This window comes from Pseudomonas sp. ATCC PTA-122608 (genome assembly GCF_001952855.1).
In the GTDB taxonomy this organism is placed as follows: Bacteria; Pseudomonadota; Gammaproteobacteria; order Pseudomonadales; family Pseudomonadaceae; genus Aquipseudomonas.
In genome coordinates this window covers 43,966-68,584 of sequence record NZ_LPNO01000001.1, presented here as the reverse complement: position 1 = coordinate 68,584, position 24,619 = coordinate 43,966, and the positions used below count along the sequence as shown (strand labels likewise).

At 61.3% G+C, this 24,619-nt stretch carries 21 protein-coding genes; 16 read left to right on the top strand and 5 right to left on the bottom strand.

Annotation, left to right across the window (positions count from 1 at the left end):
* Window positions 1-19 precede the first annotated feature (19 nt).
* The 4 genes from AU074_RS00335 to AU074_RS00320 all read left to right on the top strand — a co-directional run bounded on the left by AU074_RS00335 (window position 20) and on the right by AU074_RS00320 (window position 4,304).
* Window positions 20-1,414, top strand: coding sequence for an FAD-binding oxidoreductase (locus AU074_RS00335; protein WP_076013036.1), 1,395 nt, complete (start codon window positions 20-22; stop codon window positions 1,412-1,414).
* A gap of 22 nt (window positions 1,415-1,436) precedes the next feature.
* Window positions 1,437-2,102 (top strand): fumarylacetoacetate hydrolase family protein, encoded by a 666-nt coding sequence (locus AU074_RS00330; RefSeq protein ID WP_010167806.1) that lies wholly within the window; start codon window positions 1,437-1,439, stop codon window positions 2,100-2,102.
* Window positions 2,103-2,347: 245 nt separating this feature from the next.
* Window positions 2,348-3,277 carry an SdiA-regulated domain-containing protein gene (locus tag AU074_RS00325; protein WP_076013035.1) on the top strand — a complete coding sequence of 310 codons (930 nt, stop codon included), beginning with the start codon at window positions 2,348-2,350 and terminating at the stop codon, window positions 3,275-3,277.
* Window positions 3,278-3,395: 118 nt separating this feature from the next.
* A complete protein-coding gene (locus AU074_RS00320; protein WP_076013034.1) occupies window positions 3,396-4,304 on the top strand; it encodes an SdiA-regulated domain-containing protein in 909 nt (302 codons plus the stop codon).
* Here AU074_RS00320 and AU074_RS00315 read toward each other — a convergent pair whose 3' ends face one another.
* Window positions 4,305-6,257, bottom strand: a complete 1,953-nt coding sequence (locus tag AU074_RS00315) for an autotransporter domain-containing protein (RefSeq protein ID WP_076013351.1) — start codon at window positions 6,255-6,257, stop codon at window positions 4,305-4,307.
* 316 nt (window positions 6,258-6,573) lie between these two features.
* Window positions 6,574-7,245: a ribose-5-phosphate isomerase RpiA gene (gene rpiA, locus AU074_RS00310; RefSeq protein WP_076013033.1), complete on the bottom strand. Its 672-nt coding sequence runs from the start codon at window positions 7,243-7,245 to the stop codon at window positions 6,574-6,576.
* Window positions 7,246-7,381: 136 nt separating this feature from the next.
* On the opposite strand from rpiA, the gene ilvA reads away from it, so the two are divergent.
* Together ilvA and AU074_RS00300 are read left to right on the top strand one after the other, a co-directional pair.
* On the top strand, window positions 7,382-8,896 hold the full coding sequence (gene ilvA, locus AU074_RS00305) for a threonine ammonia-lyase, biosynthetic (protein WP_003213834.1): 1,515 nt from the start codon (window positions 7,382-7,384) through the stop codon (window positions 8,894-8,896).
* A gap of 40 nt (window positions 8,897-8,936) precedes the next feature.
* Window positions 8,937-9,350, top strand: coding sequence for a DUF2269 family protein (locus AU074_RS00300; RefSeq protein ID WP_076013032.1), 414 nt, complete (start codon window positions 8,937-8,939; stop codon window positions 9,348-9,350).
* A gap of 112 nt (window positions 9,351-9,462) precedes the next feature.
* Here the strand turns inward: AU074_RS00300 and AU074_RS00295 are convergent, their stop codons facing one another.
* Entirely contained in the window at window positions 9,463-10,119 is a 657-nt protein-coding gene (locus AU074_RS00295) for an HAD family phosphatase (RefSeq protein WP_076013031.1), read from the bottom strand.
* Window positions 10,120-10,262: 143 nt separating this feature from the next.
* Here AU074_RS00295 and AU074_RS00290 point away from each other — a divergent pair, with 143 nt between their 5' ends.
* Together AU074_RS00290 and ptsP are read left to right on the top strand one after the other, a co-directional pair.
* A complete protein-coding gene (locus AU074_RS00290; RefSeq protein WP_003176750.1) occupies window positions 10,263-10,742 on the top strand; it encodes an RNA pyrophosphohydrolase in 480 nt (159 codons plus the stop codon).
* 22 nt (window positions 10,743-10,764) lie between these two features.
* On the top strand, window positions 10,765-13,044 hold the full coding sequence (gene ptsP / locus AU074_RS00285; RefSeq protein WP_076013030.1) for a phosphoenolpyruvate--protein phosphotransferase: 2,280 nt from the start codon (window positions 10,765-10,767) through the stop codon (window positions 13,042-13,044).
* A gap of 137 nt (window positions 13,045-13,181) precedes the next feature.
* Here ptsP and AU074_RS00280 read toward each other — a convergent pair whose 3' ends face one another.
* Window positions 13,182-13,928 carry an NRDE family protein gene (locus AU074_RS00280; protein WP_076013029.1) on the bottom strand — a complete coding sequence of 249 codons (747 nt, stop codon included), beginning with the start codon at window positions 13,926-13,928 and terminating at the stop codon, window positions 13,182-13,184.
* An 89-nt stretch (window positions 13,929-14,017) separates the two neighbouring features.
* On the opposite strand from AU074_RS00280, the gene AU074_RS00275 reads away from it, so the two are divergent.
* From AU074_RS00275 to AU074_RS00265, 3 genes are all read left to right on the top strand, one after another.
* Complete coding sequence (locus tag AU074_RS00275; protein ID WP_076013028.1) at window positions 14,018-14,800, top strand: sulfite exporter TauE/SafE family protein; 783 nt, start codon at window positions 14,018-14,020, stop codon at window positions 14,798-14,800.
* A 66-nt stretch (window positions 14,801-14,866) separates the two neighbouring features.
* Window positions 14,867-15,679, top strand: coding sequence for a prolipoprotein diacylglyceryl transferase (gene lgt / locus AU074_RS00270; protein ID WP_076013027.1), 813 nt, complete (start codon window positions 14,867-14,869; stop codon window positions 15,677-15,679).
* A gap of 51 nt (window positions 15,680-15,730) precedes the next feature.
* Window positions 15,731-16,564 (top strand): thymidylate synthase, encoded by an 834-nt coding sequence (locus AU074_RS00265; RefSeq protein ID WP_076013026.1) that lies wholly within the window; start codon window positions 15,731-15,733, stop codon window positions 16,562-16,564.
* Window positions 16,565-16,689: 125 nt separating this feature from the next.
* Here AU074_RS00265 and cadR read toward each other — a convergent pair whose 3' ends face one another.
* On the bottom strand, window positions 16,690-17,139 hold the full coding sequence (cadR, locus tag AU074_RS00260; protein WP_017476559.1) for a Cd(II)/Pb(II)-responsive transcriptional regulator: 450 nt from the start codon (window positions 17,137-17,139) through the stop codon (window positions 16,690-16,692).
* An 85-nt stretch (window positions 17,140-17,224) separates the two neighbouring features.
* Between cadR and AU074_RS00255 the strand changes: the two genes are divergently transcribed.
* The 5 genes from AU074_RS00255 (at window position 17,225) to AU074_RS00235 (ending at window position 24,512) form a co-directional block, all read left to right on the top strand.
* On the top strand, window positions 17,225-19,495 hold the full coding sequence (locus tag AU074_RS00255; protein ID WP_076013025.1) for a heavy metal translocating P-type ATPase: 2,271 nt from the start codon (window positions 17,225-17,227) through the stop codon (window positions 19,493-19,495).
* Between the two features lie 16 nt (window positions 19,496-19,511).
* A complete protein-coding gene (locus AU074_RS00250) occupies window positions 19,512-20,378 on the top strand; it encodes a LysR family transcriptional regulator (RefSeq protein WP_076013024.1) in 867 nt (288 codons plus the stop codon).
* Window positions 20,379-20,672: 294 nt separating this feature from the next.
* On the top strand, window positions 20,673-21,737 hold the full coding sequence (locus AU074_RS00245) for a putative 2-aminoethylphosphonate ABC transporter ATP-binding protein (RefSeq protein WP_076013023.1): 1,065 nt from the start codon (window positions 20,673-20,675) through the stop codon (window positions 21,735-21,737).
* 1 nt (window position 21,738) lies between these two features.
* A complete protein-coding gene (locus AU074_RS00240; RefSeq protein ID WP_076013022.1) occupies window positions 21,739-23,463 on the top strand; it encodes a putative 2-aminoethylphosphonate ABC transporter permease subunit in 1,725 nt (574 codons plus the stop codon).
* 23 nt (window positions 23,464-23,486) lie between these two features.
* Entirely contained in the window at window positions 23,487-24,512 is a 1,026-nt protein-coding gene (locus AU074_RS00235; RefSeq protein ID WP_076013021.1) for a putative 2-aminoethylphosphonate ABC transporter substrate-binding protein, read from the top strand.
* Window positions 24,513-24,619: the final 107 nt, after the last annotated feature.

The window sequence follows — 24,619 nt, the reverse complement described above, 5'->3', positions numbered from 1 at the left end:
TTGTTCGAGAGTTCTGTCGATGACCCATCCTGCCCTGATTGATGAGCTGAAGACCCTGGTTGAGCCTGGCAAGGTCCTGACCGATGCTGACTCCCTTGAGGCTTACGGCAAGGACTGGACCAAGCATTTCGCCCCGGCACCGGTGGCCATCGTCTTCCCGAAGACCACCGAACAGGTGCAGGCCATCGTCCGTTGGGCCAATGAACACAAGGTGGCGCTGGTGCCGTCCGGTGGCCGTACCGGCTTGTCGGCTGCTGCGGTGGCGGCCAATGGCGAAGTGGTCGTGTCGTTCGACTATATGAACCAGATCCTCGACGTGAACCTCACCGACCGCACCGCCGTGTGCCAGCCGGGCGTGGTCACCAAGCAGTTGCAGAACGTCGCCGAAGAAAAAGGCCTGTACTACCCGGTGGACTTCGCTTCGTCCGGTTCCAGCCAGATTGGCGGCAACATCGGCACCAATGCCGGCGGGATCAAGGTCATTCGCTACGGCATGACCCGTAACTGGGTCGCCGGCATGAAAGTCGTCACCGGCAAGGGCGACCTGCTGGAACTGAACAAAGACCTGATCAAGAACGCCACCGGCTACGACATGCGCCAGCTGTTCATCGGCGCGGAAGGCACCCTGGGCTTTGTGGTCGAAGCGACCATGCGCCTGGACCGGGCGCCGAAAAACCTCACCGCGATGGTGCTCGGCACCACCGATTTCGACTCGATCATGCCGGTGTTGCACGCCTTCCAGAGCAAGCTGGACCTGACCGCCTTCGAGTTCTTCTCCGACAAGGCCCTGGCCAAAGTCCTCGCGCGCGGCGACGTGCCGGCGCCGTTCGAGTCCGACTGCCCGTTCTACGCGCTGCTGGAATTTGAAGCGACCACCGAAGAAGTGGCCAACGACGCCCTGGCCACGTTCGAACACTGCGTGGAGCAGGGCTGGGTGCTGGACGGCGTGATGAGCCAGAGCGAAACCCAACTGCACAACCTGTGGAAGCTGCGCGAGTACATCTCCGAGACCATCTCCCACTGGACGCCGTACAAGAATGACATTTCGGTGACTGTGTCGAAAGTGCCGGCCTTCCTGAAGGAAATCGACGCGATCGTCGGCGAACACTACCCCGACTTCGAAATCGTCTGGTTTGGCCACATCGGCGACGGCAACCTGCACTTGAACATCCTCAAGCCGGAAAACCTGAGCAAGGATGAGTTCTTCGCCAAGTGCGCCACCGTGAACAAGTGGGTGTTCGAGACCGTACAGAAGTACAACGGCTCGATCTCCGCCGAACACGGCGTGGGCATGACCAAGCGCGACTACCTGACCTACAGCCGCTCGCCGGTTGAAATCGAATACATGAAAGCAGTGAAAGCGGTGTTTGACCCGAACGGGATCATGAACCCGGGCAAGATTTTCGCTGTTTAACAGTCCCTGAAGGAGTCGGTCCATGAGCTATCAGCACAAGTATGTCGACGGCACCAATATTCACTTTCCGCTAGGGAAAGTGGTGTGCATCGGGCGTAACTACGCCGAACACGCCAAGGAACTGGATAACCCGGTACCTACCGAGCCGCTGCTGTTTATCAAGCCAGGCAGTTGCGTGGTGGCGCTGGAAGGCGGTTTCGCCATTCCCACCGAGCGCGGTTCGGTGCACTACGAAGCGGAAATCGCGGTGTTGATCGGCAAGCCGCTGTCGACAAAGCCGAGCCGCGAGGAAGTGCTGGACGCCATCTCCGGCTTCGCCCCGGCCCTGGACCTGACCCTGCGGGACAAACAGGCCGAGCTGAAAGCCAAGGGCCTGCCGTGGGAAATCGCCAAGTCGTTTGATGGCGCGGCAGTGATTGCACCGTTCGTGGTCGGCAGTACCTTCCCGGACGTGACTGACATCGGCATTCGCCTGACCATCAATGGCGAAGTGCGCCAGGACGGCAACAGCGCGATCATGCTCAACCCGATCATCCCGATGATCCAGTACATGGCCGGTTGCTTCTCGCTGCAGGCCGGGGATGTGATCCTCACCGGTACGCCGGCAGGCGTGGGCCCGCTGAACGTGGGCGATGAGCTGGTGCTGGAATTGCCGGGTGTGAGCCGGTTCGAAAGCAGCGTTCGCTAATACCTGGCGACACGCGGATAAAAATGTGGGAGCGGGCTTGCTCGCGAAAGCGGTGTATCAGTGGCAGATTCAGTGACTGACACTGCGCATTCGCGAGCAAGCCCGCTCCCACATTTGATCGGTGTATGGCTGCAAAATCGGGTTTTTGCATTTTTTTCACACCCCATCCGGATAATCCTCAGCCTCCTGCGCGCGGACCTTGTGATCCTGTGCTATCCCCTAAAGCTGACTTTCTGGAAAGCGTAATGGCCGTGCCTCTCCCCTCTGTAAAACCCACGCTGCGTTCACGCCTTGCCATGCGCTGGTATTCCTGGCTGTTCCTGGCCGGCGCGATCATCTATGGCGTGGCCTGGGCCATGCACTGGGACGATCGCGGCGTGTTGTGGGTGGCAGAGGGCTTCGAAACCCCGACCGAGCGCCTGGAAAGTGTCTGGCTCCCGGACTACCACGCGGTGATCGACGCCAAGCTGCTGCCCGGCATGGAGAAGGACGAAGCCTCGGACCTGGCCTATAACCCGCTGACCAAGACCCTGTTCTCGGTCATGGGCAAGAACCCGTTCCTGGTTGAGCTGACCCTGCAAGGCGACGTGCTGCGCAAGATGCTGCTCAACGGCTGGAACAACCCGGAAGGCGTGACCATGATGGAAAACGGCCTGATGGCTGTGGTCGATGAGCGTCAGCACAGCCTGACCATCATCAAGGTTGACCCGCAGACCCAGCAGTTGAACAAAGCCGACTTCCCGTCCTATGACCTCGGCCCCTCGAAGGACCAGAACAAAGCCTTCGAAGCGATCACCTGGGACAAACGCAATCAACAGCTGATTCTCGGCGAAGAGCGCCCGCCGGCCCTGTTCACCTGGAAAAGCGACGGCAGCCAGACCCTCACCGGTGACAAGCAAAAGCTCGCCAGCACTGAACTGGACATGCGCAACCTCTCGGCACTGACCGTCGACCCGCGTACTGGCCATCTGCTGGCGCTGTCAGCCGATTCCCATCTGCTGCTGGAACTCGACGAAAAGGGCGAGCAAGTCAGCTTCATGACCTTGCTCGGTGGCTTCAATGGCTTGAAGAGCACCATTCCCCGTGCCGAAGGCGTGACCATGGACGAGAACGGCACGCTGTACATGGTCAGCGAGCCGAACCTGTTCTATCGCTTCGAGAAGCAGGCACAGTAGTTCGATCACGTCAGATTTTTCGCTATTTGCGGCATCTGCCAGACACCCGGGGCGTTTAAGTTTAAATTCAGGCGACCGTGATATTCATTCGCCAGTTTTCACTTTGAGCCCCGCCCCGATGCGTCGACTTGCCCGTCCCAAACCTGCGTTTTTCATCCTGATCCTGATCGCCCTGGTGGCTTGCGGTGTGGTTGCCCAGCAATTGCGTCTGTTCGAGCGTGCCTGGTTCAACTGGCAGTCCTGGCGCAATCCCGCTGGTGAGCATTCGATTGGCCTGGGGGATTACCGGGTCAGCCTGGAAGCGCAGGTGATCGACGGCCTCAACGATGATGTCTCGGCCCTGACCTTTGATCCGGTGCGCGACAGCCTGTTTACCGTGACCAACAAGAATGCCGAACTGGTGGAGCTGTCCCTGGAGGGCAAAATTCTGCGGCGCATTGCGCTGGTGGGGTTTGGTGATGCCGAGGCGGTGGAGTACATCAGCGACAACACCTACGTCATCAGCGACGAGCGTCAGCAGCGGCTGATCAAGGTCCATGTGGATGAGGACACCCAATTCCTCGATGCCGCCGACGCCGAGCAAATGACCCTCGGTGTGCACTTGGGTGGCAACAAAGGCTTCGAAGGCCTGGCCTATGACTCGGTGGGCAAGCGCCTGTTTGTGGCCAAGGAGCGGGACCCGATGCTGATCTACGAGGTGCACGGCTTTCCCCATTTCAAACCGGAAAAAACCTACTCGGTGCACGTAATCAATAACCCCAAGCGCGATGCCGGGTTGTTTGTGCGCGACCTGTCGAGCCTGCAATACGACGAGCGCAGCGGCCATTTGCTGGCGCTGTCGGATGAGTCATTCCTGGTGCTGGAACTGGATATCGACGGTCGTCCCCTGAGCAGTTTGTCGCTGCTCAAGGGGCGCCATGGCCTGAAGCAGCGAGTGCCTCAGGCCGAGGGGATTGCCATGGACAACGACGGCACGTTGTACATGGTCAGTGAGCCGAACCTCTTTTATGTGTTCAAGAAGCCCTGATCAGAACATCCACTGCACGCCCAGCGAATAGCCGGTCTGGCTACCCTCGGCATGGCCCAATCGGCCGTTCACTTCGGCATACACGCCTAACTGCGGAGTGATTGCCAGTTGGCTGCCGACCTGGGCGCGTCCGAAACTTTTATCTACTGACCCCAGCCGGGCCGTGCGTGCCTGGTCATCGGCGCGGGCGGTCAGGTCAAGGTCGTCCAGGCGGCCGTCGGCCAGTTCCTTGACCCAGGCGATGTCGGCGTAAGGCATCAGGCTCAGGCCATAAGGCAAGGCGACAGCACCGCGCACACGCCAGCCGAGGCTGGCTTCAAGTGAGTCGAACGACTGTTCTTCGTACTCAAGGGCGGTACGCAGGTCCTGCTTTTCATGGAATTTATCGATGCGGTAATGGGTGTAGTCCAGCCCGGCAAAGGGCCCGCTCTTGATTGCGCCGAAGTCGAAGTCATAGCCACCCAGCACCCGCGCGCCCAATGCCAACGCATCGGTTTTCCCGGTCAGGTGCTGATTGAGCAATACCGGCCCACCGCTGGCCTGGATCAGCAAATTGCGCCGGGAGTCAAAGCGACTGTGGCCCACGCTCAAGTCGCCGGCCAGCCAGCTCGGACCGCCGTCATTCAACAGTGCGTAAGCGGCTGCCTGCCAAGTGTCGCTTTGCAGTTTGCCGCGATGCTCAAGCTTGTCGCGCCCATTGAGGTAGCTGAGGCTGGCGCCGAGGTTCAGGCTGGAACTCAACTGGTAGTCGCCCAGGGCATGCAGGCCGAGACTCCGCGCCTCGGGGTTGGGGGCGGCGTCGAAACCACTGTCGGGGTTGTATTCGCCGTCTACACCGATTTCGCCATCGAAGCTGCCGACCTCGCGGCTAGCCGACTGCAGGGTCAGCCAGCGGCGATCGTGCAGGCGCACCATCGACTGATGCTGGCGTTGCAGGTTGTCCTGCATATTGCGCGCAACGGCGCCACCCGAGGCGGTGGAGGCCATCAAGTCGGCATTGGTCAACTCCAATACCAGCCGGCTGAGCAGCCGCGAATAGTCCCGCAGGCGCTGGTCAATACGTTCCTGGCCAAAGGCGTTGGTCAGCACTTCCTTGTTGTCCTCGGTAGGGTCGTGCCAGGTCGATCCGCCGGGGATGGCCGGGTTGTTGGTCTGGGTATAACCATCCAGGTCGCCCAATTCCCAGTTGGTTGCTTCGATATACAGGATCGGGATATTCAGCGGCTCGAAGGGTTCGCCATCGCTGCAGCAGCCGGTGCCCTTGGGGTATTGCGGGTCGAGGCCGGGGTTGGTGAACAGCGGAATGTTCAGCTCCCTGGCGATCTGGAACGTGTGCTCGCGCAACGACGCCAGCGCCGGGTTGGCCGTGCTGTTCTGGCCGGCGTGGGCGTACATCATGTCGCCGGTGATCAGGCTGTCGAGGTTGATCATCGCCAGCATGTTGGCCTTCTGGCTGGCGCTCAATGCGTTGACGAAGGCTTTCGAGCCGCGCAGGCCTTCTTCCTCTGCGCCAAAGCCGACGATTTGCAGGCCGTTCTCCAACTGCAACCCGCCCAGGTTTTTTGCCACCTCGGTCAGCACACTGGCGCCGGAGCCGTTGTCATCGAGGCCTTGCAAGGTAGGGCGACCAAAGTAGGTGTCGAAGTGCGCGCCGATCACCACATATTGCGGCTGGGTGCCGGCGGCGTAGGCCACCACGTTTTGCGAACTGCGGGAGGTGCCGCTGGCGGTCCAGGAAAAATCCTGGCGGCTGATGCTGTAGGCGCTGCCCATCTGGCTTTGCATCCAATCGGCGGCCCCGGCGAAATTGGCGGTGCCGCGATAGCGACCGGGATAGTCGTTGATCAGCGTTTCCAGGGTGGTGTTGGCGTGTTGGCCGTAATCGTATGACTGGGCGCTGGTGGACAGCAGGGCACTGGCAACGCTGACAGCGAGGGCTAGAGGCTTTATCACAGGGTCTTCCTTGAAGTGATTGGAGTCGGGAGCCGAGACCTTTTGCACAATGCGCGCCTCATTCCATGGGCGGCGGCGAATTGGCGCATTGTTAAACGCACGAGTCGCCTGGCTGTAATTTGTAACAGATTTGATACGAAGCGCGGCGAGAGATGCCGTGGCGGGTGCTCGGTTTCGGCCGAGGGTGAGCGCAAATGCTGCTTGCAGGAGCACGCTTGCTCGCGAAAAACGTTACCGGTAACGCGGGTCGTCCTGAGCGGGCGAGGCGCTTGTTGGTTTTTCGCGGGCAAGCCCGCTTCTACAGTGGAGGAGCGGTTCAGGCTTTGAGGGTTTTCACGCCTTCCGGGGTGCCCAGCAGCAATACGTCAGCCGGGCGTGCCGCGAACAGGCCGTTGGTGACGACGCCGACGATGGCGTTGATCTGGCGCTCCAGCTCCACCGGGTTGGTGATCTGCAGGTTGAACACGTCGATGATGATGTTGCCGTTGTCGGTCAGCACGCCTTCGCGGTACACCGGGTCGCCGCCCAGCTTCACCAGCTCGCGGGCCACGTGGCTGCGGGCCATCGGGATCACTTCAACCGGCAGCGGGAACGCGCCAAGTACCGGCACCAGTTTGCTGGCATCGGCGATGCAGATGAAGGTCTTGGCCACGGCCGCGACGATCTTCTCGCGAGTCAGTGCTGCGCCGCCGCCCTTGATCAGGTTCAGGTGTGCGTCGCTTTCATCGGCGCCGTCGACATAGAACTCCAGGTCGCTGACGGTGTTCAGCTCATACACCGGAATGCCGTGGCCCTTGAGCCGCGCAGCGGTGGCTTCGGAGCTGGCGACCGCGCCGTCGAACGCGCCCTTGTGCAGGGCCAGCGCATCGATAAAGCAGTTGGCGGTGGAGCCGGTGCCGACACCGACGATGCTTTTATCGTCGAGTTTAGGAAGGATTAAATCGACGGCGGCCTGGGCCACTGCCTGTTTGAGTTGATCCTGGGTCATGCGGGCTCCGGAACGGGCGGGGAGTAAAGAGGGGCGCGAGTATAACCCAACAAAACCTCGGTTTTCGTGTGGTCGCCCGGCCAAACGCTGGGTTAGACTCCTTGGCCCTGCCCAACCCGCCCAGTGATGCTTTCCGATGCTTGAACAGTACGTCAAAAAGATCCTCACCTCGCGCGTTTACGACGTTGCCGTAGAAACCCCGCTGCAGACCGCCCGCCAGCTCTCCGAGCGCCTGGGTAACAAGGTCTGGCTCAAGCGCGAAGACTTGCAGCCGGTGTTCTCGTTCAAGATTCGCGGTGCCTACAACAAGCTGACCCAACTGAGCGCCGAAGAACGTGCGCGCGGTGTGGTCACCGCTTCAGCGGGCAACCACGCCCAGGGCCTGGCCCTGGCGGCCAAGGTGCTGGGGGTCAAGGCCACCATCGTGATGCCCAAGACCACGCCCGAGATCAAGGTCGAAGGCGTGCGCTCCCGTGGCGGCAAAGTGGTGCTGCACGGGGATTCTTTCCCGGAAGCGCTGGCGTATTCGCTGAAGCTGGTCGACGAAAAAGGCTACGTCTACATTCACCCCTACGATGATCCGCACACCATTGCCGGGCAGGGCACGGTGGCGATGGAGATTCTGCGCCAGCACCCGGGGCCGCTGGACGCGATTTTCGTCCCGGTGGGCGGTGGTGGCCTGATCGCCGGGATCGCGGCGTACGTGAAATACCTGCGGCCTGAAATCAAGATCATCGGCGTCGAGCCGGACGACTCCAACTGCCTGCAAGCCGCCATGGCGGCGGGCGAGCGCGTGGTATTGCCGACCGTGGGCATCTTCGCCGACGGCGTGGCGGTGGCGCAGATCGGCCAGCACACCTTCGACATCTGCAAGGACTACGTGGATGAAGTGATCACCGTCAGCACCGATGAAATCTGCGCGGCGATCAAGGACATCTACGACGACACCCGCTCCATCACGGAGCCGGCTGGCGCCCTGGGCGTGGCGGGCATCAAGAAGTACGTCGAGACCCGTGGCATCACCGGGCAAACCCTGGTGGCCATCGATTCCGGGGCCAACGTCAACTTCGACCGCCTGCGCCATGTGGCCGAGCGCGCCGAGTTGGGTGAAGGCCGCGAAGCCATCATCGCCGTGACCATCCCCGAGAAGCCGGGCAGCTTCAAGGCCTTCTGCGAGGCCGTGGGCAAGCGCCAGATCACCGAATTCAACTACCGCTACCACTCTGGCCGCGAAGCGCACATTTTTGTCGGCGTGCAGACCCACCCGGAAAATGACCCGCGCAGCGCGCTGATCGCCAGCCTTACCAGCCAGGGTTTCCCGGTGCTGGACCTGACGGAAAACGAACTGGCCAAGCTGCACATCCGTCATATGGTCGGTGGCCATGCGGCGCACGTCAGCGACGAGGTGGTGTTCCGCTTCGAATTCCCGGAACGTCCGGGAGCGTTGTTCAACTTCCTCAACAAATTGGGCGGGCGCTGGAACATCTCGATGTTCCACTATCGCAACCACGGCGCCGCTGACGGGCGCGTAGTGGCGGGGCTGCAGGTGCCGGCGGACGAGCGCCACCTGGTGCCGGCGGCGCTGGAAGCCATTGGCTACCCGTACTGGGATGAAAGTGATAACCCGGCCTACCAACTGTTCCTCGGTTGAGCGACTACGCTGACTGAGCGGCCTTCAAGGAATCGAGAACATGGAAACGCTGACCACCCTTAAAGTTATCCACATCGCGGCCACGGTGTTGCTGCTGCTCAGCGGCGTCGCGCTGGCGGTGCTGGCCTGGCGCAAACGCAGCGCAGGGCCTGCCTATACCGTGCAGCGGCCGTGGGTGTTTGTGTGGTTGTTGATGGGGATTTGCGTGGTGAGCATGCCGTTCACCGGCTGGTGGCTGGCGCACTTGATCGGCTGGCCGCTGGGGCAAACCTGGATTCTGGGTTCGAGCGTGATCTACACCGTGGCGGCGCTGAGCTGGTTCTGGCTGGTGGCGCGGCTTAATCGACTGCGGTTGGGCGGGGCGGGGAGTGTGAACTTCACCGTGGCGCTGGCCGTGGTCAGTTTGGTGGGGTTTGTGGCGATTGCCGGGTTGATGGGTGCTAAACCCGTTTAAGGCTTGAAACCGGGTCGCCTTCATTCGCGAGCAAGCCCGCTCCCACATTCGACTGCATTCCAAAGGTGGAACTCGATCAAATGTGGGAGCGGGCTTGCTCGCGAAAGCGTTATCAGCCGCGCAGGCTAATCACCGGCCAACCACGCTTCTGAGCCTCAGCCCGCAGATTCGGATCCGGATCCACCGCCACCGCATGCGTCACCTGCTCCAGCAACGGCAGGTCATTCATCGAATCGCTATAGAAGTAACTGTCCTCCAGGCTGTACCCGGTCTCTTCCAGCCAACGATTCAAGCGCGTCACTTTACCTTCGCGAAAGCACGGGATATCCGTACTGCGCCCGGTGTAACGGCCATCTTGCATCTCGCATTCCGTCGCAATCAGGGTTTCAACCCCCAGCCGCTCGGCAATCGGTGCGGTCACAAAACGGTTGGTCGCGGTGATGATCACCAACTTGTCGCCCGCCGCCCGGTGCTTGGCCAGCAATTCAACCGCCTGGGGCAGCATGATCGGCTCGATGCAGTCGCGCATGTAGTCACGGTGCCATTCATCCAGCTGGGCCATCTCGGTGCGGCCGAGGATTTCCAGGCAGAAGTTCAAGTACTCGGCGTTATCCAGCTTGCCGGCCAGGTAGTCCTGGTAGAACTCATCGTTGCGGGCCTTGTAGGCCACGGCGTCGAGAATCCCGCGTTCACAGAGGTAATCGCCCCAGGCGTGATCGCTGTCACCCCCCAAAAGCGTGTTGTCCAAGTCGAATAAAGCCAGGCGCATTGCAGTTACTCGCTGAAATGTCTGTAAAAAGGCGTCCAGAATACGGTCTTTTCACAAGAGTGCACATAAGGTAAGCAGCCTCGTTGCCGCTGTATCAATCTTTGTGGAACAATGCGGTGACATGCGTTTGCGAGGTTGTTGCCGTGATCGACCCCGATGGTTTCCGTCCTAATGTCGGGATTATTCTTACGAATGATGCCGGACAGGTGCTATGGGCTCGCCGTATCAACCAAGATGCCTGGCAGTTTCCTCAAGGCGGAATCAACCCCGACGAAACCCCTGAAGACGCCTTGTACCGTGAGTTGAACGAAGAAGTAGGCCTTGAACGTGAAGATGTGCAAATTCTGGCCTGCACCCGAGGCTGGTTGCGCTATCGTTTGCCGCAACGTCTGGTGCGTACCCACAGCCAACCGCTGTGCATCGGCCAGAAACAGAAATGGTTTCTCCTGCGCCTGATCTCCAACGAGCAGCGGGTGCGGATGGATTTGACCGGTAAACCGGAGTTCGATGGCTGGCGCTGGGTCAGTTATTGGTATCCGTTGGGCCAGGTGGTGACATTCAAGCGCGAGGTTTATCGTCGCGCTCTTAAAGAGCTTGCCCCGCGCCTTTTAGCGCGCGACTGACGACGGAGTTCGACCCCGAGCCATGCTCAATACGCTGCGCAAGATCGTCCAGGAAGTTAACTCCGCCAAGGATCTCAAGGCGGCGTTGGGGATTATTGTGTTGCGCGTCAAGGAAGCCATGGGCAGCCAGGTCTGCTCGGTTTACCTGCTGGACCCCGAGACCAACCGTTTTGTCCTGATGGCCACCGAGGGCTTGAACAAGCGCTCCATCGGCAAGGTCAGCATGGCGCCCAATGAAGGTCTGGTGGGCCTGGTGGGGACGCGTGAAGAACCCCTGAACCTTGAAAACGCTGCCGATCACCCGCGTTATCGCTACTTTGCCGAAACCGGCGAAGAGCGCTACGCCTCGTTCCTCGGTGCACCGATCATTCACCACCGTCGCGTTGTCGGCGTGTTGGTCATCCAGCAGAAAGAACGCCGCCAGTTCGACGAAGGTGAAGAAGCCTTCCTCGTGACCATGAGCGCGCAGCTCGCCGGGGTTATTGCCCACGCCGAGGCCACCGGTTCGATTCGCGGCCTGGGGCGCCAGGGCAAGGGTATCCAGGAAGCCAAGTTCGTCGGCGTACCGGGTTCGCCGGGCGCAGCCGTCGGTACCGCCGTGGTCATGCTGCCGCCGGCCGACCTGGACGTGGTGCCGGACAAGACCGTCACCGACATCGACGCTGAAATCATCCTCTTCAAGACTGCCCTCGAAGGCGTGCGCAATGACATGCGCACCCTGTCGACCAAGCTGGCCACCCAGCTGCGGCCTGAAGAACGGGCGCTGTTCGACGTGTACCTGATGATGCTTGACGACGCGTCCCTGGGCAGCGAAGTCAAGGACGTGATCAAGACCGGCCAGTGGGCTCAGGGCGCGCTGCGCCAAGTGGTCACCGATCACGTCAACCGTTTCGAATTGATGGACGACGCCTACCTGCGCGAACGCGCCTCGGACGTGAAAGACCTCGGTCGCCGTCTGCTGGCCTACCTGCAGGAAGAACGCTCGACCACCCTGGTGTACCCCGACAACACTATCCTGATCAGTGAAGAACTGACCGCCACCATGCTCGGCGAAGTGCCGGAAGGCAAACTGGTGGGCCTGGTCTCGGTATTGGGTTCGGGTAACTCCCACGTCGCGATCCTGGCCCGGGCCATGGGCATTCCGACGGTGATGGGCCTGGTGGACCTGCCGTATTCCAAGGTCGACGGCATCCAAATGATCGTCGACGGCTACCACGGCGAGGTCTACACCAACCCCAGCGAAGTGCTGCGCAAGCAATACGCCGAAGTGGTGGAAGAAGAACGCCAGCTGTCCCAGGGACTCGACGCCCTGCGGGAGCTGCCGTGCGTGACCCTCGACGGCCACCGTGTACCGCTGCTGGTCAACACTGGCCTGCTGGCGGACGTGGCACGCGCACAACAGCGCGGCGCTGAAGGTGTTGGGCTGTACCGCACCGAAGTGCCGTTCATGATCAACCAACGTTTTCCGAGTGAGAAGGAGCAGCTGGCGATTTATCGCGAGCAACTGTCCGCCTTCCATCCGTTACCGGTGACCATGCGCAGCCTGGACATTGGCGGCGACAAGTCACTGTCGTATTTCCCCATCAAGGAAGACAACCCCTTCCTCGGCTGGCGCGGTATTCGCGTTACCCTCGACCATCCTGAAATCTTCCTCGTCCAGACCCGCGCCATGCTCAAGGCCAGCGAAGGCCTGAATAACCTGCGCATTCTTCTCCCGATGATATCCGGTACCCACGAGCTGGAAGAGGCGCTGCACCTGATCCACCGGGCCTGGGGCGAAGTGCGCGACGAAGGTTCTGATGTACCGATGCCGCCGATTGGCGTGATGATCGAGATTCCGGCGGCGGTGTACCAGGCTAAAGAGCTGGCGCGGCAGGTGGACTTCCTGTCGGTGGGTTCCAACGACCTTACCCAATACCTGCTGGCCGTTGACCGCAACAACCCACGGGTGGCCGACCTTTACGACTACCTGCACCCGGCAGTGCTGCAAGCCTTGCAGAACGTGGTGCGCGATGCCCATGCCGAAGGCAAGCAAGTGAGTATCTGCGGCGAGATGGCCGGTGACCCGGCGGCGGCCGTGCTGTTGATGGCGATGGGCTTTGACAGCCTGTCGATGAACGCCACCAACTTGCCGAAGGTGAAATGGATGCTGCGCCAGATTAACCTCAGCCGGGCCAAGGAACTGCTGGCGGAGTTGATGACCATCGACAACCCGCAAGTTATCCACAGCTCGCTGCAATTGGCGCTGAAGAACCTTGGGTTGGCGCGGATGATCAACCCGGCGTCTGCAAAAAGCCTCTAGCCGGATTTCAGAGCCTGTCCCCAATCGAAATGTGGGAGCGGGCTTGCTCGCGAAGGCGGTGTATCAGTCACCGGATGTATTGACTGACACCCTGTATTCGCGAGCAAGCCCGCTCCCACATTTGATTTGCGTGACGTTCAGATTTTGAGTTCCACCTCGCCCAGCCTGCCGCCATGGGGCCCAAAACTGCGCTCCACGATATGCCGTGTCCCGTCGGCATTCACAATCAACGCCGTACTCGCCCGCGTCCCGTAACTGGGGCTGGCAATAAACACGCTCGACAACAGACTCTCTGTCGCCAACCCCACGCCGGTATCCGGCAAGTCGGCAAACGGCGCGGTCTGCGGGTCGCTCAAAATCCCCAGCAAGGCCTCGGGCTGAGGATCTTCCAGCACTTGCGTCAGCGCCGCCTTGGCCTTCAACAACTTCGGCCACGGCGTATCCAGCCCTGCATTGGATAACCCATAAACCCCTGCTTCCAGGCGCGTCGGCGCTGATTCGCTGGCGTTGTAATGCCACAATTCGTCCCGCGTCCCCACCAACAGGTTAAACCCGGCATATTCAATCGATCTGCCGCTAACGTCGGCCAAGTAATCGTCAATCAGCAGCGAACCACTGAGAAACCGCGCCACCAACTCACCCCGCGACTTGCGTGCCGGCGGCTGGTGCGGGTCACGAATATTGGTCAGCGCCGCAAAGCGCCCATCCGCCCCGACCCCCAGCCAGGTCCCGCCGGCTTCCTGATCGCGCCCGGCGTAAACATGGGGCGCATCCAGCCACTGGGCCAACGGCAGACTGGGCCGGGCATAGAACTCATCACGGTTGGCCGCGACGATCAGCGGCTGGGCGTGGCCCGGCCGCCAGGCAAAAACAATCAGGCACATAAGGCGATCCCTTTGTGTTTTGCCCACTCTACCCATAGAACCCTGTGCTTTGCATCCGTTAACATGCCGGTCTGTTTTCGGGGGCTCCCATGGAATTTCTGCTGTATTTGCTGCTGGGTTCCTGTGCGGGCATGCTCGCCGGGCTGTTTGGCGTGGGCGGCGGGATCATTATCGTGCCGGTGCTGGTGTTCAGTTTCACCTTGCAGGGCTTCGATCCCTCGGTGTTGACCCACCTCGCTGTCGGCACGTCCCTGGCGTCTATTATCTTCACCTCGGTCAACGCGGTGCGCGAGCATCACCGCCGGGGAGCCGTGCGCTGGCCGATCTTTGTGTGGATGGCCGTGGGCATTCTGCTGGGTGCAGGCTTCGGCGCGCTGACGGCCGAGGCGATTTCCGGGCCGCATTTGCAGAAGATCATCGGTGTGTTCGCCCTGGTGATCGCGTTGCAGATGACCCTGGAGCTCAAGCCCAAGGCCAGCCGCCAGGTGCCGGGCAAGCTCGGCCTGACCTTGGCCGGCGGCGTGATCGGCTGGTCGTCGGCGATTTTCGGCACCGGTGGTGGTTCGTTGACCGTGCCGTTCCTGACCTGGCGCAGCGTGCCGATGCAGCAGGCGGTGGCCACTTCGTCGGCCTGCGGCTTGCCGATCGCCCTGGCCAGTGCATTAAGTTTCATGATTCTGGGCTGGCATGACCCGCTGCTGCCCGAGCATAGTCTCGGCTTTGTGTATCTGCCGGCGCTGCTGGGCATTGCCCTGACCAGCATGGTGGCGGCCCGTTTCGGCGCGCGCCTGGCGCATCGGTTGTCGCCGCGCTTGCTCAAGCGGCTGTTCGCCGGCTTGCTGTTTTGCGTAGGTTTGAATTTTTTGTTGTAACGCAGGCTTAATCGCGCAACGGCATGGTCCGATGCGCCATGACTATTGATTTAACGAGGAGTCGCAATGCTGCCTTACCCGCAGATCAACCCGGTGGCCTTGGCCATCGGTCCGCTGCAAATCCATTGGTACGGGTTGATGTACCTGATCGGCATCGGCGGTGCCTGGCTGCTGGCTTCCCGGCGCCTGAACCGTTTCGACCCGACCTGGACCAAGGAGAAGCTCTCCGACATGGTGTTCTGGATGTCGATGGGGGTCATCGTCGGCGGACGCCTGGGGTATGTGCTGTTCTACGACCTGTCAGCCTACATCGCCAACCCGACGCTGATCTTCGAGGTGTGGAAGGGCGGCATGGCGTTCCACGGCGGGTTTGTGGGCGTGATGATCGCTGCCTGGTGGTTTGGCCGGCGTAACGGCAAGTCGTTCTTCCAGCTGATGGACTTCGTCGCGCCGTTCGTGCCGATTGGCCTGGGTGCCGGGCGTATCGGTAACTTCATCAATGCCGAATTGTGGGGCAAGCCGACTGACGTGCCGTGGGCCATGGTGTTCCCGCCGTTCAGCGACCCGGCGCAATTGCCGCGTCATCCGTCGCAGCTGTACCAGTTCGCCCTGGAAGGTGTGGCGCTGTTCCTGATCCTCTATATCTTCTCGCGCAAGCCACGCCCAACCATGGCCGTGTCGGGCATGTTCGCGCTGTTCTACGGGATCTTCCGCTTTATCGTCGAGTTCGTGCGGGTGCCGGATGCGCAGCTGGGCTACCTGGCGTGGGGCTGGTTGACCATGGGTCAGATTCTCAGCCTGCCGATGATCATCGCCGGCCTGGGTCTGCTGTGGTGGGCTTACAATCGCCCGCAAGGCATCAAGAACACCGCGCTTTAAATTCGAACGCCGGGGCCCGAGGGTCCCGGCTTCAACGAAACAGGTATAGACATGAAGCAATATCTCGAACTACTGAACGATGTCGTGACCAATGGCCTGACCAAGGGCGATCGCACCGGCACCGGCACCAAGGCGGTGTTTGCCCGTCAGTTTCGGCATAGCTTGGCCGACGGCTTCCCGTTGCTGACCACCAAGAAGCTTCACTTCAAAAGCATCGCCAACGAATTGATCTGGATGCTGAGTGGCAACACCAACATCAAGTGGTTGAACGAGAATGGCGTAAAAATCTGGGACGAATGGGCCACCGAAGACGGCGACCTGGGCCCGGTGTACGGCGAGCAGTGGACCGCCTGGCCAACCAAGGACGGCGGCAAGATCAACCAGATCGACTACATGGTCGAGACGCTGAAGACCAACCCCAACAGCCGCCGCATCCTGTTCCACGGCTGGAACGTCGAGTACCTGCCGGACGAGACCAAAAGCCCCCAGCAAAACGCCCGCGACGGCAAGCAGGCGCTGCCGCCTTGCCACCTGCTGTACCAGGCCTTTGTGCATGACGGTCATCTGTCGATGCAGTTGTACATCCGCAGCTCCGATGTATTCCTCGGCCTGCCGTACAACACCGCGGCCCTGGCGTTGCTCACCCATATGCTGGCCCAACAGTGCGACCTGATCCCTCACGAGATCATCGTCACCACGGGCGACACCCATGCCTACAGCAACCATATGGAGCAGATCCAGACCCAGCTGGCGCGCACGCCGAAGAAGCTGCCGGAACTGGTGATCAAGCGCAAACCCGAGTCGATCTACGATTACAAATTCGAAGACTTTGAAATCGTGGGCTACGACGCCGACCCGAGCATCAAGGCCGACGTAGCCATTTAAAGGCGGTCTCGGTCTAAATGTGGGAGGGGGCTTGCTCCCGAAAGCGGTGTGTCAGTCGCCGGAAATATGACTGATCTACCGCTTTCGCGAGCAAGCCCGCTCCCACATTTGTTCTGTGTACACATTCAATGGCCGTGGCTTCTGCCCACATGTGAGGGCTCAGCCTCGCTGGCCGCGACACTCCCGCTGACTTCCAGCCGCTGCAAAATCCCGCACTGATCCAGATCCGGCCCGCCGCCGCAGCGTTGGCGCAGGTCGAGCAGCTGTTCCTGCAACGCCAGCAGTCCGTCGATCCGCGCCTTCACGTGGTGGATGTGCTCGTCAATCAATGCATTCACGCTTTCGCACTGGTCCTGAGGACTGTCCCGCAGGCCCAGCAGGCTGCGAATTTCCTCAAGGGTCATGTCCAGGCTGCGGCAGTTGCGGATAAACACCAGCCGTTCGGTGTGCGCCTGGGTGTACAGGCGGTAGTTTCCATCGCTGCGCGCAGGCGGCGGCAGCAGGCCTTCCTTCTCGTAATAACGGATGGTTTCCACCTGGCAATCCGTCAATTTTGCCAATTCGCCGATCTTCATCGCAGCAATCTCCAAAAGGGTGCTTGACCCTATAGTGGCTACAGGGTCTTTACTTGGCAACAGGCACCTTTACGGACGCGACAGAATGAGCGACTCCATCCACACCCCGCACAAGCACGACCATGATCATGACCACGCGCACGATCATGGCCCCAAGCTGAAACCTGTGCAGAAGCACGACCATGGCAGCCATGGCGATTCCTGCTGTTCCAGCAAAGCGGCGCCTGCGCTGGTGAAGCTGACTGAAGCCCCGACGGCGGGCTCGCGGCTGAGCACCTTCCGCATTGAAGCCATGGACTGCCCCACCGAGCAGACGCTGATCCAGAACAAACTGGGCAAGCTCGCCGGTGTGCAGCAACTGGAATTCAACCTGATCAACCGCATCCTCGGTGTGACGCACGATTTGCCGACTACCGCGCCGATCATCGAGGCCATCAAGTCCTTGGGCATGCAGGCGGATCCCATCGAAGAGGGCGTCGCCCCGACGGAACCGCCGGCGAAGAAGCACTGGTGGCCGCTGGCCCTGTCTGGCGTCGGTGCGTTAGGCGCCGAAGTGCTGCATTTCACCAACGCAGCCCCCACGTGGGTGATCGCCCTGGTCGCGCTGATCTCGATCTTCAGTGGCGGCCTCACCACCTACAAAAAGGGCTGGATTGCCCTGAAAAACCTCAACCTGAACATCAACGCCCTGATGAGCATCGCCGTCACCGGCGCGATCCTGATCGGCCAGTGGCCTGAAGCCGCGATGGTGATGTTCCTGTTCACCGTGGCCGAACTGATCGAAGCCAAGTCCCTCGACCGTGCTCGCAATGCCATCAGTGGCTTGATGCAGATGACCCCGGAACAGGCCACGGTTCGTCAGGCCGACGGCAGTTGGGTTGAACAGGATGTCAAAGTCATCGAACTGGGCGCCATCGTGCGGGTTCGCCCCGGCGAGCGCATTGGTCTCGACGGTGAAGTCACCTCCGGCCAGTCCACCATCGACCAGGCGCCGATTACCGGTGAAAGCCTGCCGATTGAAAAGACCCTGGGCGACAAAGTCTTCGCTGGCACCATCAACCAGGCCGGCTCCCTGGAATACAAAGTCACCGCCGCCGCCAACAACTCGACCCTGGCGCGGATCATCCACGCCGTGGAACAGGCCCAAGGCGCCCGTGCGCCAACCCAGCGTTTTGTCGACACCTTCGCCAAGGTCTACACCCCGGCGGTGTTTATCTTTGCCTTGGGCGTGGCGCTGATTCCGCCGCTGTTCATGGCAGGCGCGTGGTTTGATTGGATCTACCGTGCGCTGGTATTGCTGGTCGTCGCCTGCCCTTGTGCGCTGGTGATTTCCACCCCGGTGACCATCGTCAGCGGCCTGGCCGCCGCGGCGCGCAAAGGCATCCTGATCAAGGGCGGCGTGTACCTGGAGGGCGGTTACAAGCTCGACTACCTGGCCCTGGACAAGACCGGCACCATCACCCACGGCAAACCGGTGCAAACCGATTACCTGTCGCTGTTCCCGAACATGGAAGACAGCGCGCCGGCCCTGGCCGCGAGCTTGGCCGGGCGCTCCGATCACCCGGTGTCCCTGGCCATCGCCAACGCGGCGGTGGATAAGAATCTTACCGTTCACACTGTGGATAACTTCGAAGCCCTGGCGGGTCGCGGTGTGAAGGGTGAAATCAATGGTGAAGTCTATTACCTGGGCAATCACCGTCTGGTGGAAGAGCTGAACCTGTGCTCGCCGGCCCTTGAAGAAAAACTCTTCGCCCTGGAAAAACAAGGCAAGTCCGTGGTCCTGCTGCTGGACAAGTCCGGCCCGCTGGCGCTGTTCGCCGTGGCCGACACCGTGAAAGACACCAGCCGCGAGGCCATCCAGCAGTTGCATGACCTGGGCATCAAGACCCTGATGCTCACCGGCGACAACACCCACACCGCCAAGGCAATCGCCGATCAGGTCGGCATCGACCAGGCCCAGGGCGACCTGTTGCCCACCGACAAACTGCAAGCCATCGAAGCGCTCTACGCCAAGGGCCACCGGGTGGGCATGGTCGGCGACGGCATCAACGACGCCCCGGCGCTGGCCCGTTCCGAGATCGGGTTTGCCATGGCCGCCGCCGGTACCGACACCGCCATCGAGACCGCCGACGTGGCGCTGATGGACGACGACCTGCGCAAGATTCCGGCATTCATTCAACTGTCGCGGCGCACGTCGAGTATCCTCAAGCAGAACATTGCCCTGGCCTTGGTGATCAAGGCGATCTTCCTGGCGGTGACCTTCCTTGGGATGGCCACCATGTGGATGGCAGTGTTCGCCGACATGGGCGTGAGCCTGCTGGTGGTGTTCAATGGTCTGCGCCTGTTGCGCAAATAGTCGATGAGAGGGTGGTGTGCTGAGTGCCGAGCTGAAGGCGTTTTACATGGTCGCCCGCCTGGGCAGTATTACCCAGGCGGCGAAAAAGCTCGGGCTGAGCCAGCCCACGGTGACCACCCAGATTCGTCACCTGGAAAGCCAGTACTCGGTGGAATTGTTCTACCGTGGCGGGCGCCGCCTGACCGTCAGCGACGAAGGCGCGCGGCTGTTGCCGATGGTCAAGGCGCTGTTGCAGCAGGAAGCGGACATCGAGTTTTTCCTGCGTAACAGCGGCCAGGTGCAAGGCGCGTTGAGGATTGCCGCGACGGCGCCTTATTACATTCTCGACCTGGTCAAAACCTTCCGTGAGCGGCTGCCGCAGGTTGAGGTTTCGGTGGAAATCGGCAACTCCCAGCAGGTGCTGGAAGCGCTGGATGACTACCGCGTCGACGTCGCTGCTTCATCCCAGTTGCTTGAAGACCCGCGCCTGATCCGGCGGGTACTGGGCATGGACCCGCTGGTGCTGGCGGTGCATCGCAATCATCCGCTGGCAGTGCTCGACCATGTGCCGTTGACCGCGCTGGCCGGGCACACCTTGCTGATGCGCGAGCCGGGCTCCACCACCCGTCGGTTAACCGAGGAGATGCTGCAGGGCGCCGGTGTGAGTTACGGGCCGTTGCTGGAGATCGGCAGTCGGGAATCGATCCGTGAGGCGGTGTTGCGTAACATCGGCATCAGCATCATCGCCCGGCAGGAAGTGCCCCACGATCCGCAACTGCGTGTGCTGACCATCGAGAATGCCCCGCAGATTCCCGAATATTTGTACTGTCTTAAAGAGAGAAAGGGTGCCCGATTGCCGGCGGCTTTCCTGGGGTTGGCGCAGGAAATGTCTCCGGCAGGCTAACTTGCTTCCATGGCGAGCGGGCTTTTGTGGCGAGGGGGCTTGTCCCCCGTTGGGCTGCGAAGCAGCCCCAATAAGGTCACTGCATTTTTCCTGGCAGATCGCGCCAGCAGGGTTTAGGACTGCTGCGCAGTCCAACGGGGGACAAGCCCCCTCGCCACAAGCGCTAGGCTATAGATACGGGGTAAACCTTACCCAAATCCACCAATACCACTATCGCCACGTTTTGCCTTTCTGCCACAAGAGGGACGCATTGCCTGCCTAGGATGACCTTCATCAGTTTGATGAGGTGCCTCCATGAACACAGCTCAGACCCGCCCCGGCGCGCCAATGAAGGTGCGCGGTGTGCAGAAACGCTTCGGCGCCTTTACCGCGTTGGATAACGTGTCCCTGGATGTCGCCGCCGGCGAACTGGTGTGCCTGCTGGGCCCGTCAGGCTGCGGCAAGACCACCTTGCTGCGCTGCATCGCGGGCCTTGAACGCCAGGACAGCGGCGAGTTGTACCTCGGCGACCGCGACGTTTCCCTACTGGCACCCCAGGCACGGGACTACGGCATTCTGTTCCAGTCCTACGCGCTGTTTCCCAATCTCACCGTCGAAGCGAACATCGGCTACGGCCTCACTGGCAGTGGCCGCGATGAGGTGCGCAAGCGCGTCGGGCAGATGCTGGAACTGGTAGGCCTGGTGGGCAGTGAAAAGAAATTCCCCGGTCAACTCTCCGGCGGCCAACAACAGCGCGTCGCCCTGGCCCGCGCCCTGGCACCGGCGCCGTCCTTGTTGTTGCTGGACGAACCCATGTCGGCCCTCGACGCCCGGGTACGCGAGCATCTGTGCACCGAGCTTCGCCAACTGCAACGCCGCCTGGGCATTACCACCCTGATGGTCACCCACAACCAGGACGAGGCCATGCTGATGGCCGACCGCATTGCCGTGATGAACAACGGCAAGGTCGAGCAGTACGCCACGCCCCAGGAAATCTACGATCGCCCGGCCACGCCGTTCGTGGCCGAGTTCGTCGGCCAGGGCAACTGGCTGCCGTTCAGCCGCAACAGCGACAGCCACGCCCAGGTCGGCGGGATGAACATGCGTCTTGCGGAAAACTCGGGTGCCGCAAAATCGGGTCGCCTGTTCTGCCGCCCGGAAGCCATCAACGTCAACCCGCCGGTGCATGAAGAAAACCTGTTCCCGGCCAAGGTCCGCGAGATCACCTTCCTCGGCAACCGCTGCCGCATGAGCTTTGAGCTGGACCAACTGCCCGGCCATCCGCTGCTGGCCGAACTGGCCCCGGAAGCCATGCCACGCCTCGGCGCCCAGGACATCTGGGTCGCGCTGCCCCCGCGCAGCCTGCAGGTGTTTGCCTGAGATGGCCCGCGATATAACTCTGCCGATACCCGATAACGTGGCTCGTCAGGTTTCCCGTGCCGAAGTCGGCGACCGTATTTTTGTTATCGGCGGCAAGCTGCTCTGGCTGTGTTTGCTGGGCGTCGCGGTACTGCTGCCGCTGCTGGCCATCTTCTGGCGCGGCTTCAGCAGTGAAGCCGGGCAGGGCGGTGGCCTGGTGGCTGCGCGGGAACTGGTCACCAGCGATAACTTCCACTGGTTGCTGGGTAACAGCCTGAAGGTTTCCCTCAGTGTGGCGGCCATCGTCGTACCGCTGGCTTACCTGTTTGCCTACGCTTTGCAACGCACGCTGATTCCCGGCAAGGCGATCTGGCGCGGCATGTCGCTGCTGCCATTGATGGCGCCGTCGATGCTGCCCGGGATTGCGCTGGTCTACCTGTTCGGTAACCAGGGCATGCTGCGCGGGCTGCTGTCGGACAACATCTATGGCTTCTGGGGCATCGTCCTCGGTGAAGTGATCTACACCTTTCCCCATGCCCTGATGATCCTGTTGTCAGCGCTTTCCCTGGCGGACGCACGATTGTTTGACGCCGCATCGAGCATGGGCGCGAGTCCCGCCCGGGCGTTCCGCAGCATCACCTGGCCGGCGACGCGTCAGGCTGTCTTCGCTGCATTTTGCCTGGTGTTCACCTTGACCATCACTGACTTCGGCGTGCCCGTGGTAGTCGGTGGCGACTATCAAGTACTGGCCCTGGAAGCCTACAAAGCCGTGGTCGGGCAGCAACAATTCGGCCGGGGCGCCTTGATCGGCATGGTCCTGCTGCTGCCGGCACTCTTCAGCTTCGGCGTCGACGCCTGGCTGCGCCGCCGTCATGGCGACTCCATGAGCGGCCGCGCCCAAGTGTTCCAGCCGGCACCGTCGAAGCTGCGGGATGGCTGCTACCTGGCCATCGTCCTGCTGATCTGCGCGATCCTGTTGCTGGTGTTTGGCATGGCGGTCTACTCGTCGCTGGTGAAATTCTGGCCCTATAACCTGTCGCTGTCCCTGGCCCATTACCAGTTCGAGGACACGGCCGGCGGCGGTTGGCTGGCCTATCGCAACAGCATCACCATGGCCCTGTGCACTGCATTGATCGGCAGTGTGCTGATCTTTACCGGCGCCTACCTGATGGAAAAAACCAAGGGCCAGAAGGGCCTGAACCTGGCGCTGCGCATGCTCAGCTTCGTGCCGATGGCGGTGCCAGGGTTGGTGCTGGGCCTGGGCTACGTGTTCTTTTTCAACCTCAACGGCAACCCGCTGCATGTGCTCTACGGCACCATGACGCTGCTGGTGGTGTGCACCATTGCTCACTATTTGACCACCGCACAAATGACCGCCACCACGGCCCTGCGCCAGTTGGACGCCGAGTTCGAAGCCGCCGCGTTGTCCCTCAAGGCGCCGCTGTACCGGCATTACCTGCGGGTCACCGTGCCGATCTGCCTGCCGGCGCTGCTGGACATCGTGCGCTATCTGTTCGTCTCGGCGATGACCACCGTCTCCGCCGCGATCTTCCTCTACAGCCCCGACACCATCCTCGCGGCAGTCGCCGTATTGAACATGGACGACGCCGGCAACGTCGGCGGCGCGGCGGCCATGTCGACCCTGATTCTGTTCACCTCGGCGGGCGTGTCCTTGCTGCTGGCGTGGGCCTCACGCGGCTTGTTGCGCCGCTCCCAGGCCTGGCGCCAAACCGTGCCCGGTCAATAAATCATCCATAAAGGAACTGCACCATGTTCAAGCCCCTGGCGTTAGCCGCTGCTGTGCTCACTGCGTTCAGCCTGAATGCCTTTGCCGCCAAGACCGAGTTGACCGTGTACACGGCCCTCGAAGCCGAGCAATTGAAGACTTACAAACAGGCCTTCGAAAAGGCTAACCCGGACATCGATATCAAATGGGTACGCGATTCCACCGGCATCATCACCGCCAAGCTGCTGGCCGAAAAATCCCGCCCGCAGGCTGACGTGGTCTGGGGCCTGGCGGCTTCCAGCCTGGCGATCCTCGACCAGCAGGGCATGCTGCAAAACTACGCACCCAAGGACCTGGGCAAGATCGGTGCGAACTACCGCGACGCCGCCAATCCGCCGGCCTGGGTCGGCATGGACGTGTGGGCTGCGACTATCTGCTTCAACACCGTTGAAGCCGAAAAGCAGGGCCTGAGCAAGCCGGTGAGCTGGCAAGACCTGACCAAGCCTGAGTACAAAGGCAAGATCGTGATGCCCAACCCGGCCTCGTCCGGCACCGGTTTCCTGGATGTGAGCGCCTGGCTGCAGACCTTCGGCGAGAAGCAGGGCTGGCAGTACATGGACGACCTGCACCAGAACATCGGCCAGTACGTTCACTCCGGTTCCAAGCCGTGCAAGCTGGCGGCCTCGGGTGAGTTCCCGATCGGCATTTCGTTTGAATACCCGGCCGTTCAACTGAAGCGCCAGGGTGCACCGCTGGACATCATCCTGCCGAAAGAAGGCCTGGGCTGGGACATCGAAGCGACTGCCGTGATCAAAGGCACTGCCCACGCGGACGCGGCACAGAAACTCGCCGACTTCTCCGCCAGCCCGGCGGCGATGGAGCTGTACAAGGAAAACTTCGCGGTACTGGCCCAGCCGGGCATCGCCAAACCGCAGACCGAATTGCCGGCTGACTATGAGCAGCGGCTGATCAAGAACGACTTCGCCTGGGCGTCGAAAAACCGCGACAGCATCCTGACCGAATGGCGTAAGCGCTATGACGGCAAGTCGGAAAAGGTGGCGGGTCAGTAATTTTTCGGGTTGGGCTGATGGCCTCTTCGCGAGCAAGCCCGCTCCCACATTTTGAATGTGTTCACAAATCAAAATGTGGGAGCGGGCTTGCTCGCGAAGGCGGTCTC

What these genes read in the sequence shown, in the direction of transcription:
- AU074_RS00300 (WP_076013032.1), top strand. Translation starts at nt 8,937, where the DNA reads ATGGAAACGCTGACCACCCTTAAAGTTATCCACATCGCGGCCACGGTG.
- AU074_RS00330 (WP_010167806.1), top strand. Translation starts at nt 1,437, where the DNA reads ATGAGCTATCAGCACAAGTATGTCGACGGCACCAATATTCACTTTCCG.
- lgt (WP_076013027.1), top strand. Translation starts at nt 14,867, where the DNA reads ATGCTGCCTTACCCGCAGATCAACCCGGTGGCCTTGGCCATCGGTCCG.
- ptsP (WP_076013030.1), top strand. Translation starts at nt 10,765, where the DNA reads ATGCTCAATACGCTGCGCAAGATCGTCCAGGAAGTTAACTCCGCCAAG.
- AU074_RS00275 (WP_076013028.1), top strand. Translation starts at nt 14,018, where the DNA reads ATGGAATTTCTGCTGTATTTGCTGCTGGGTTCCTGTGCGGGCATGCTC.
- AU074_RS00280 (WP_076013029.1), bottom strand. Translation starts at nt 13,928, where the DNA reads ATGTGCCTGATTGTTTTTGCCTGGCGGCCGGGCCACGCCCAGCCGCTG.
- AU074_RS00335 (WP_076013036.1), top strand. Translation starts at nt 20, where the DNA reads ATGACCCATCCTGCCCTGATTGATGAGCTGAAGACCCTGGTTGAGCCT.
- rpiA (WP_076013033.1), bottom strand. Translation starts at nt 7,245, where the DNA reads ATGACCCAGGATCAACTCAAACAGGCAGTGGCCCAGGCCGCCGTCGAT.
- AU074_RS00325 (WP_076013035.1), top strand. Translation starts at nt 2,348, where the DNA reads ATGGCCGTGCCTCTCCCCTCTGTAAAACCCACGCTGCGTTCACGCCTT.
- AU074_RS00235 (WP_076013021.1), top strand. Translation starts at nt 23,487, where the DNA reads ATGTTCAAGCCCCTGGCGTTAGCCGCTGCTGTGCTCACTGCGTTCAGC.
- AU074_RS00265 (WP_076013026.1), top strand. Translation starts at nt 15,731, where the DNA reads ATGAAGCAATATCTCGAACTACTGAACGATGTCGTGACCAATGGCCTG.
- AU074_RS00295 (WP_076013031.1), bottom strand. Translation starts at nt 10,119, where the DNA reads ATGCGCCTGGCTTTATTCGACTTGGACAACACGCTTTTGGGGGGTGAC.
- AU074_RS00255 (WP_076013025.1), top strand. Translation starts at nt 17,225, where the DNA reads ATGAGCGACTCCATCCACACCCCGCACAAGCACGACCATGATCATGAC.
- ilvA (WP_003213834.1), top strand. Translation starts at nt 7,382, where the DNA reads ATGCTTGAACAGTACGTCAAAAAGATCCTCACCTCGCGCGTTTACGAC.
- AU074_RS00320 (WP_076013034.1), top strand. Translation starts at nt 3,396, where the DNA reads ATGCGTCGACTTGCCCGTCCCAAACCTGCGTTTTTCATCCTGATCCTG.
- cadR (WP_017476559.1), bottom strand. Translation starts at nt 17,139, where the DNA reads ATGAAGATCGGCGAATTGGCAAAATTGACGGATTGCCAGGTGGAAACC.
- AU074_RS00245 (WP_076013023.1), top strand. Translation starts at nt 20,673, where the DNA reads ATGAACACAGCTCAGACCCGCCCCGGCGCGCCAATGAAGGTGCGCGGT.
- AU074_RS00240 (WP_076013022.1), top strand. Translation starts at nt 21,739, where the DNA reads ATGGCCCGCGATATAACTCTGCCGATACCCGATAACGTGGCTCGTCAG.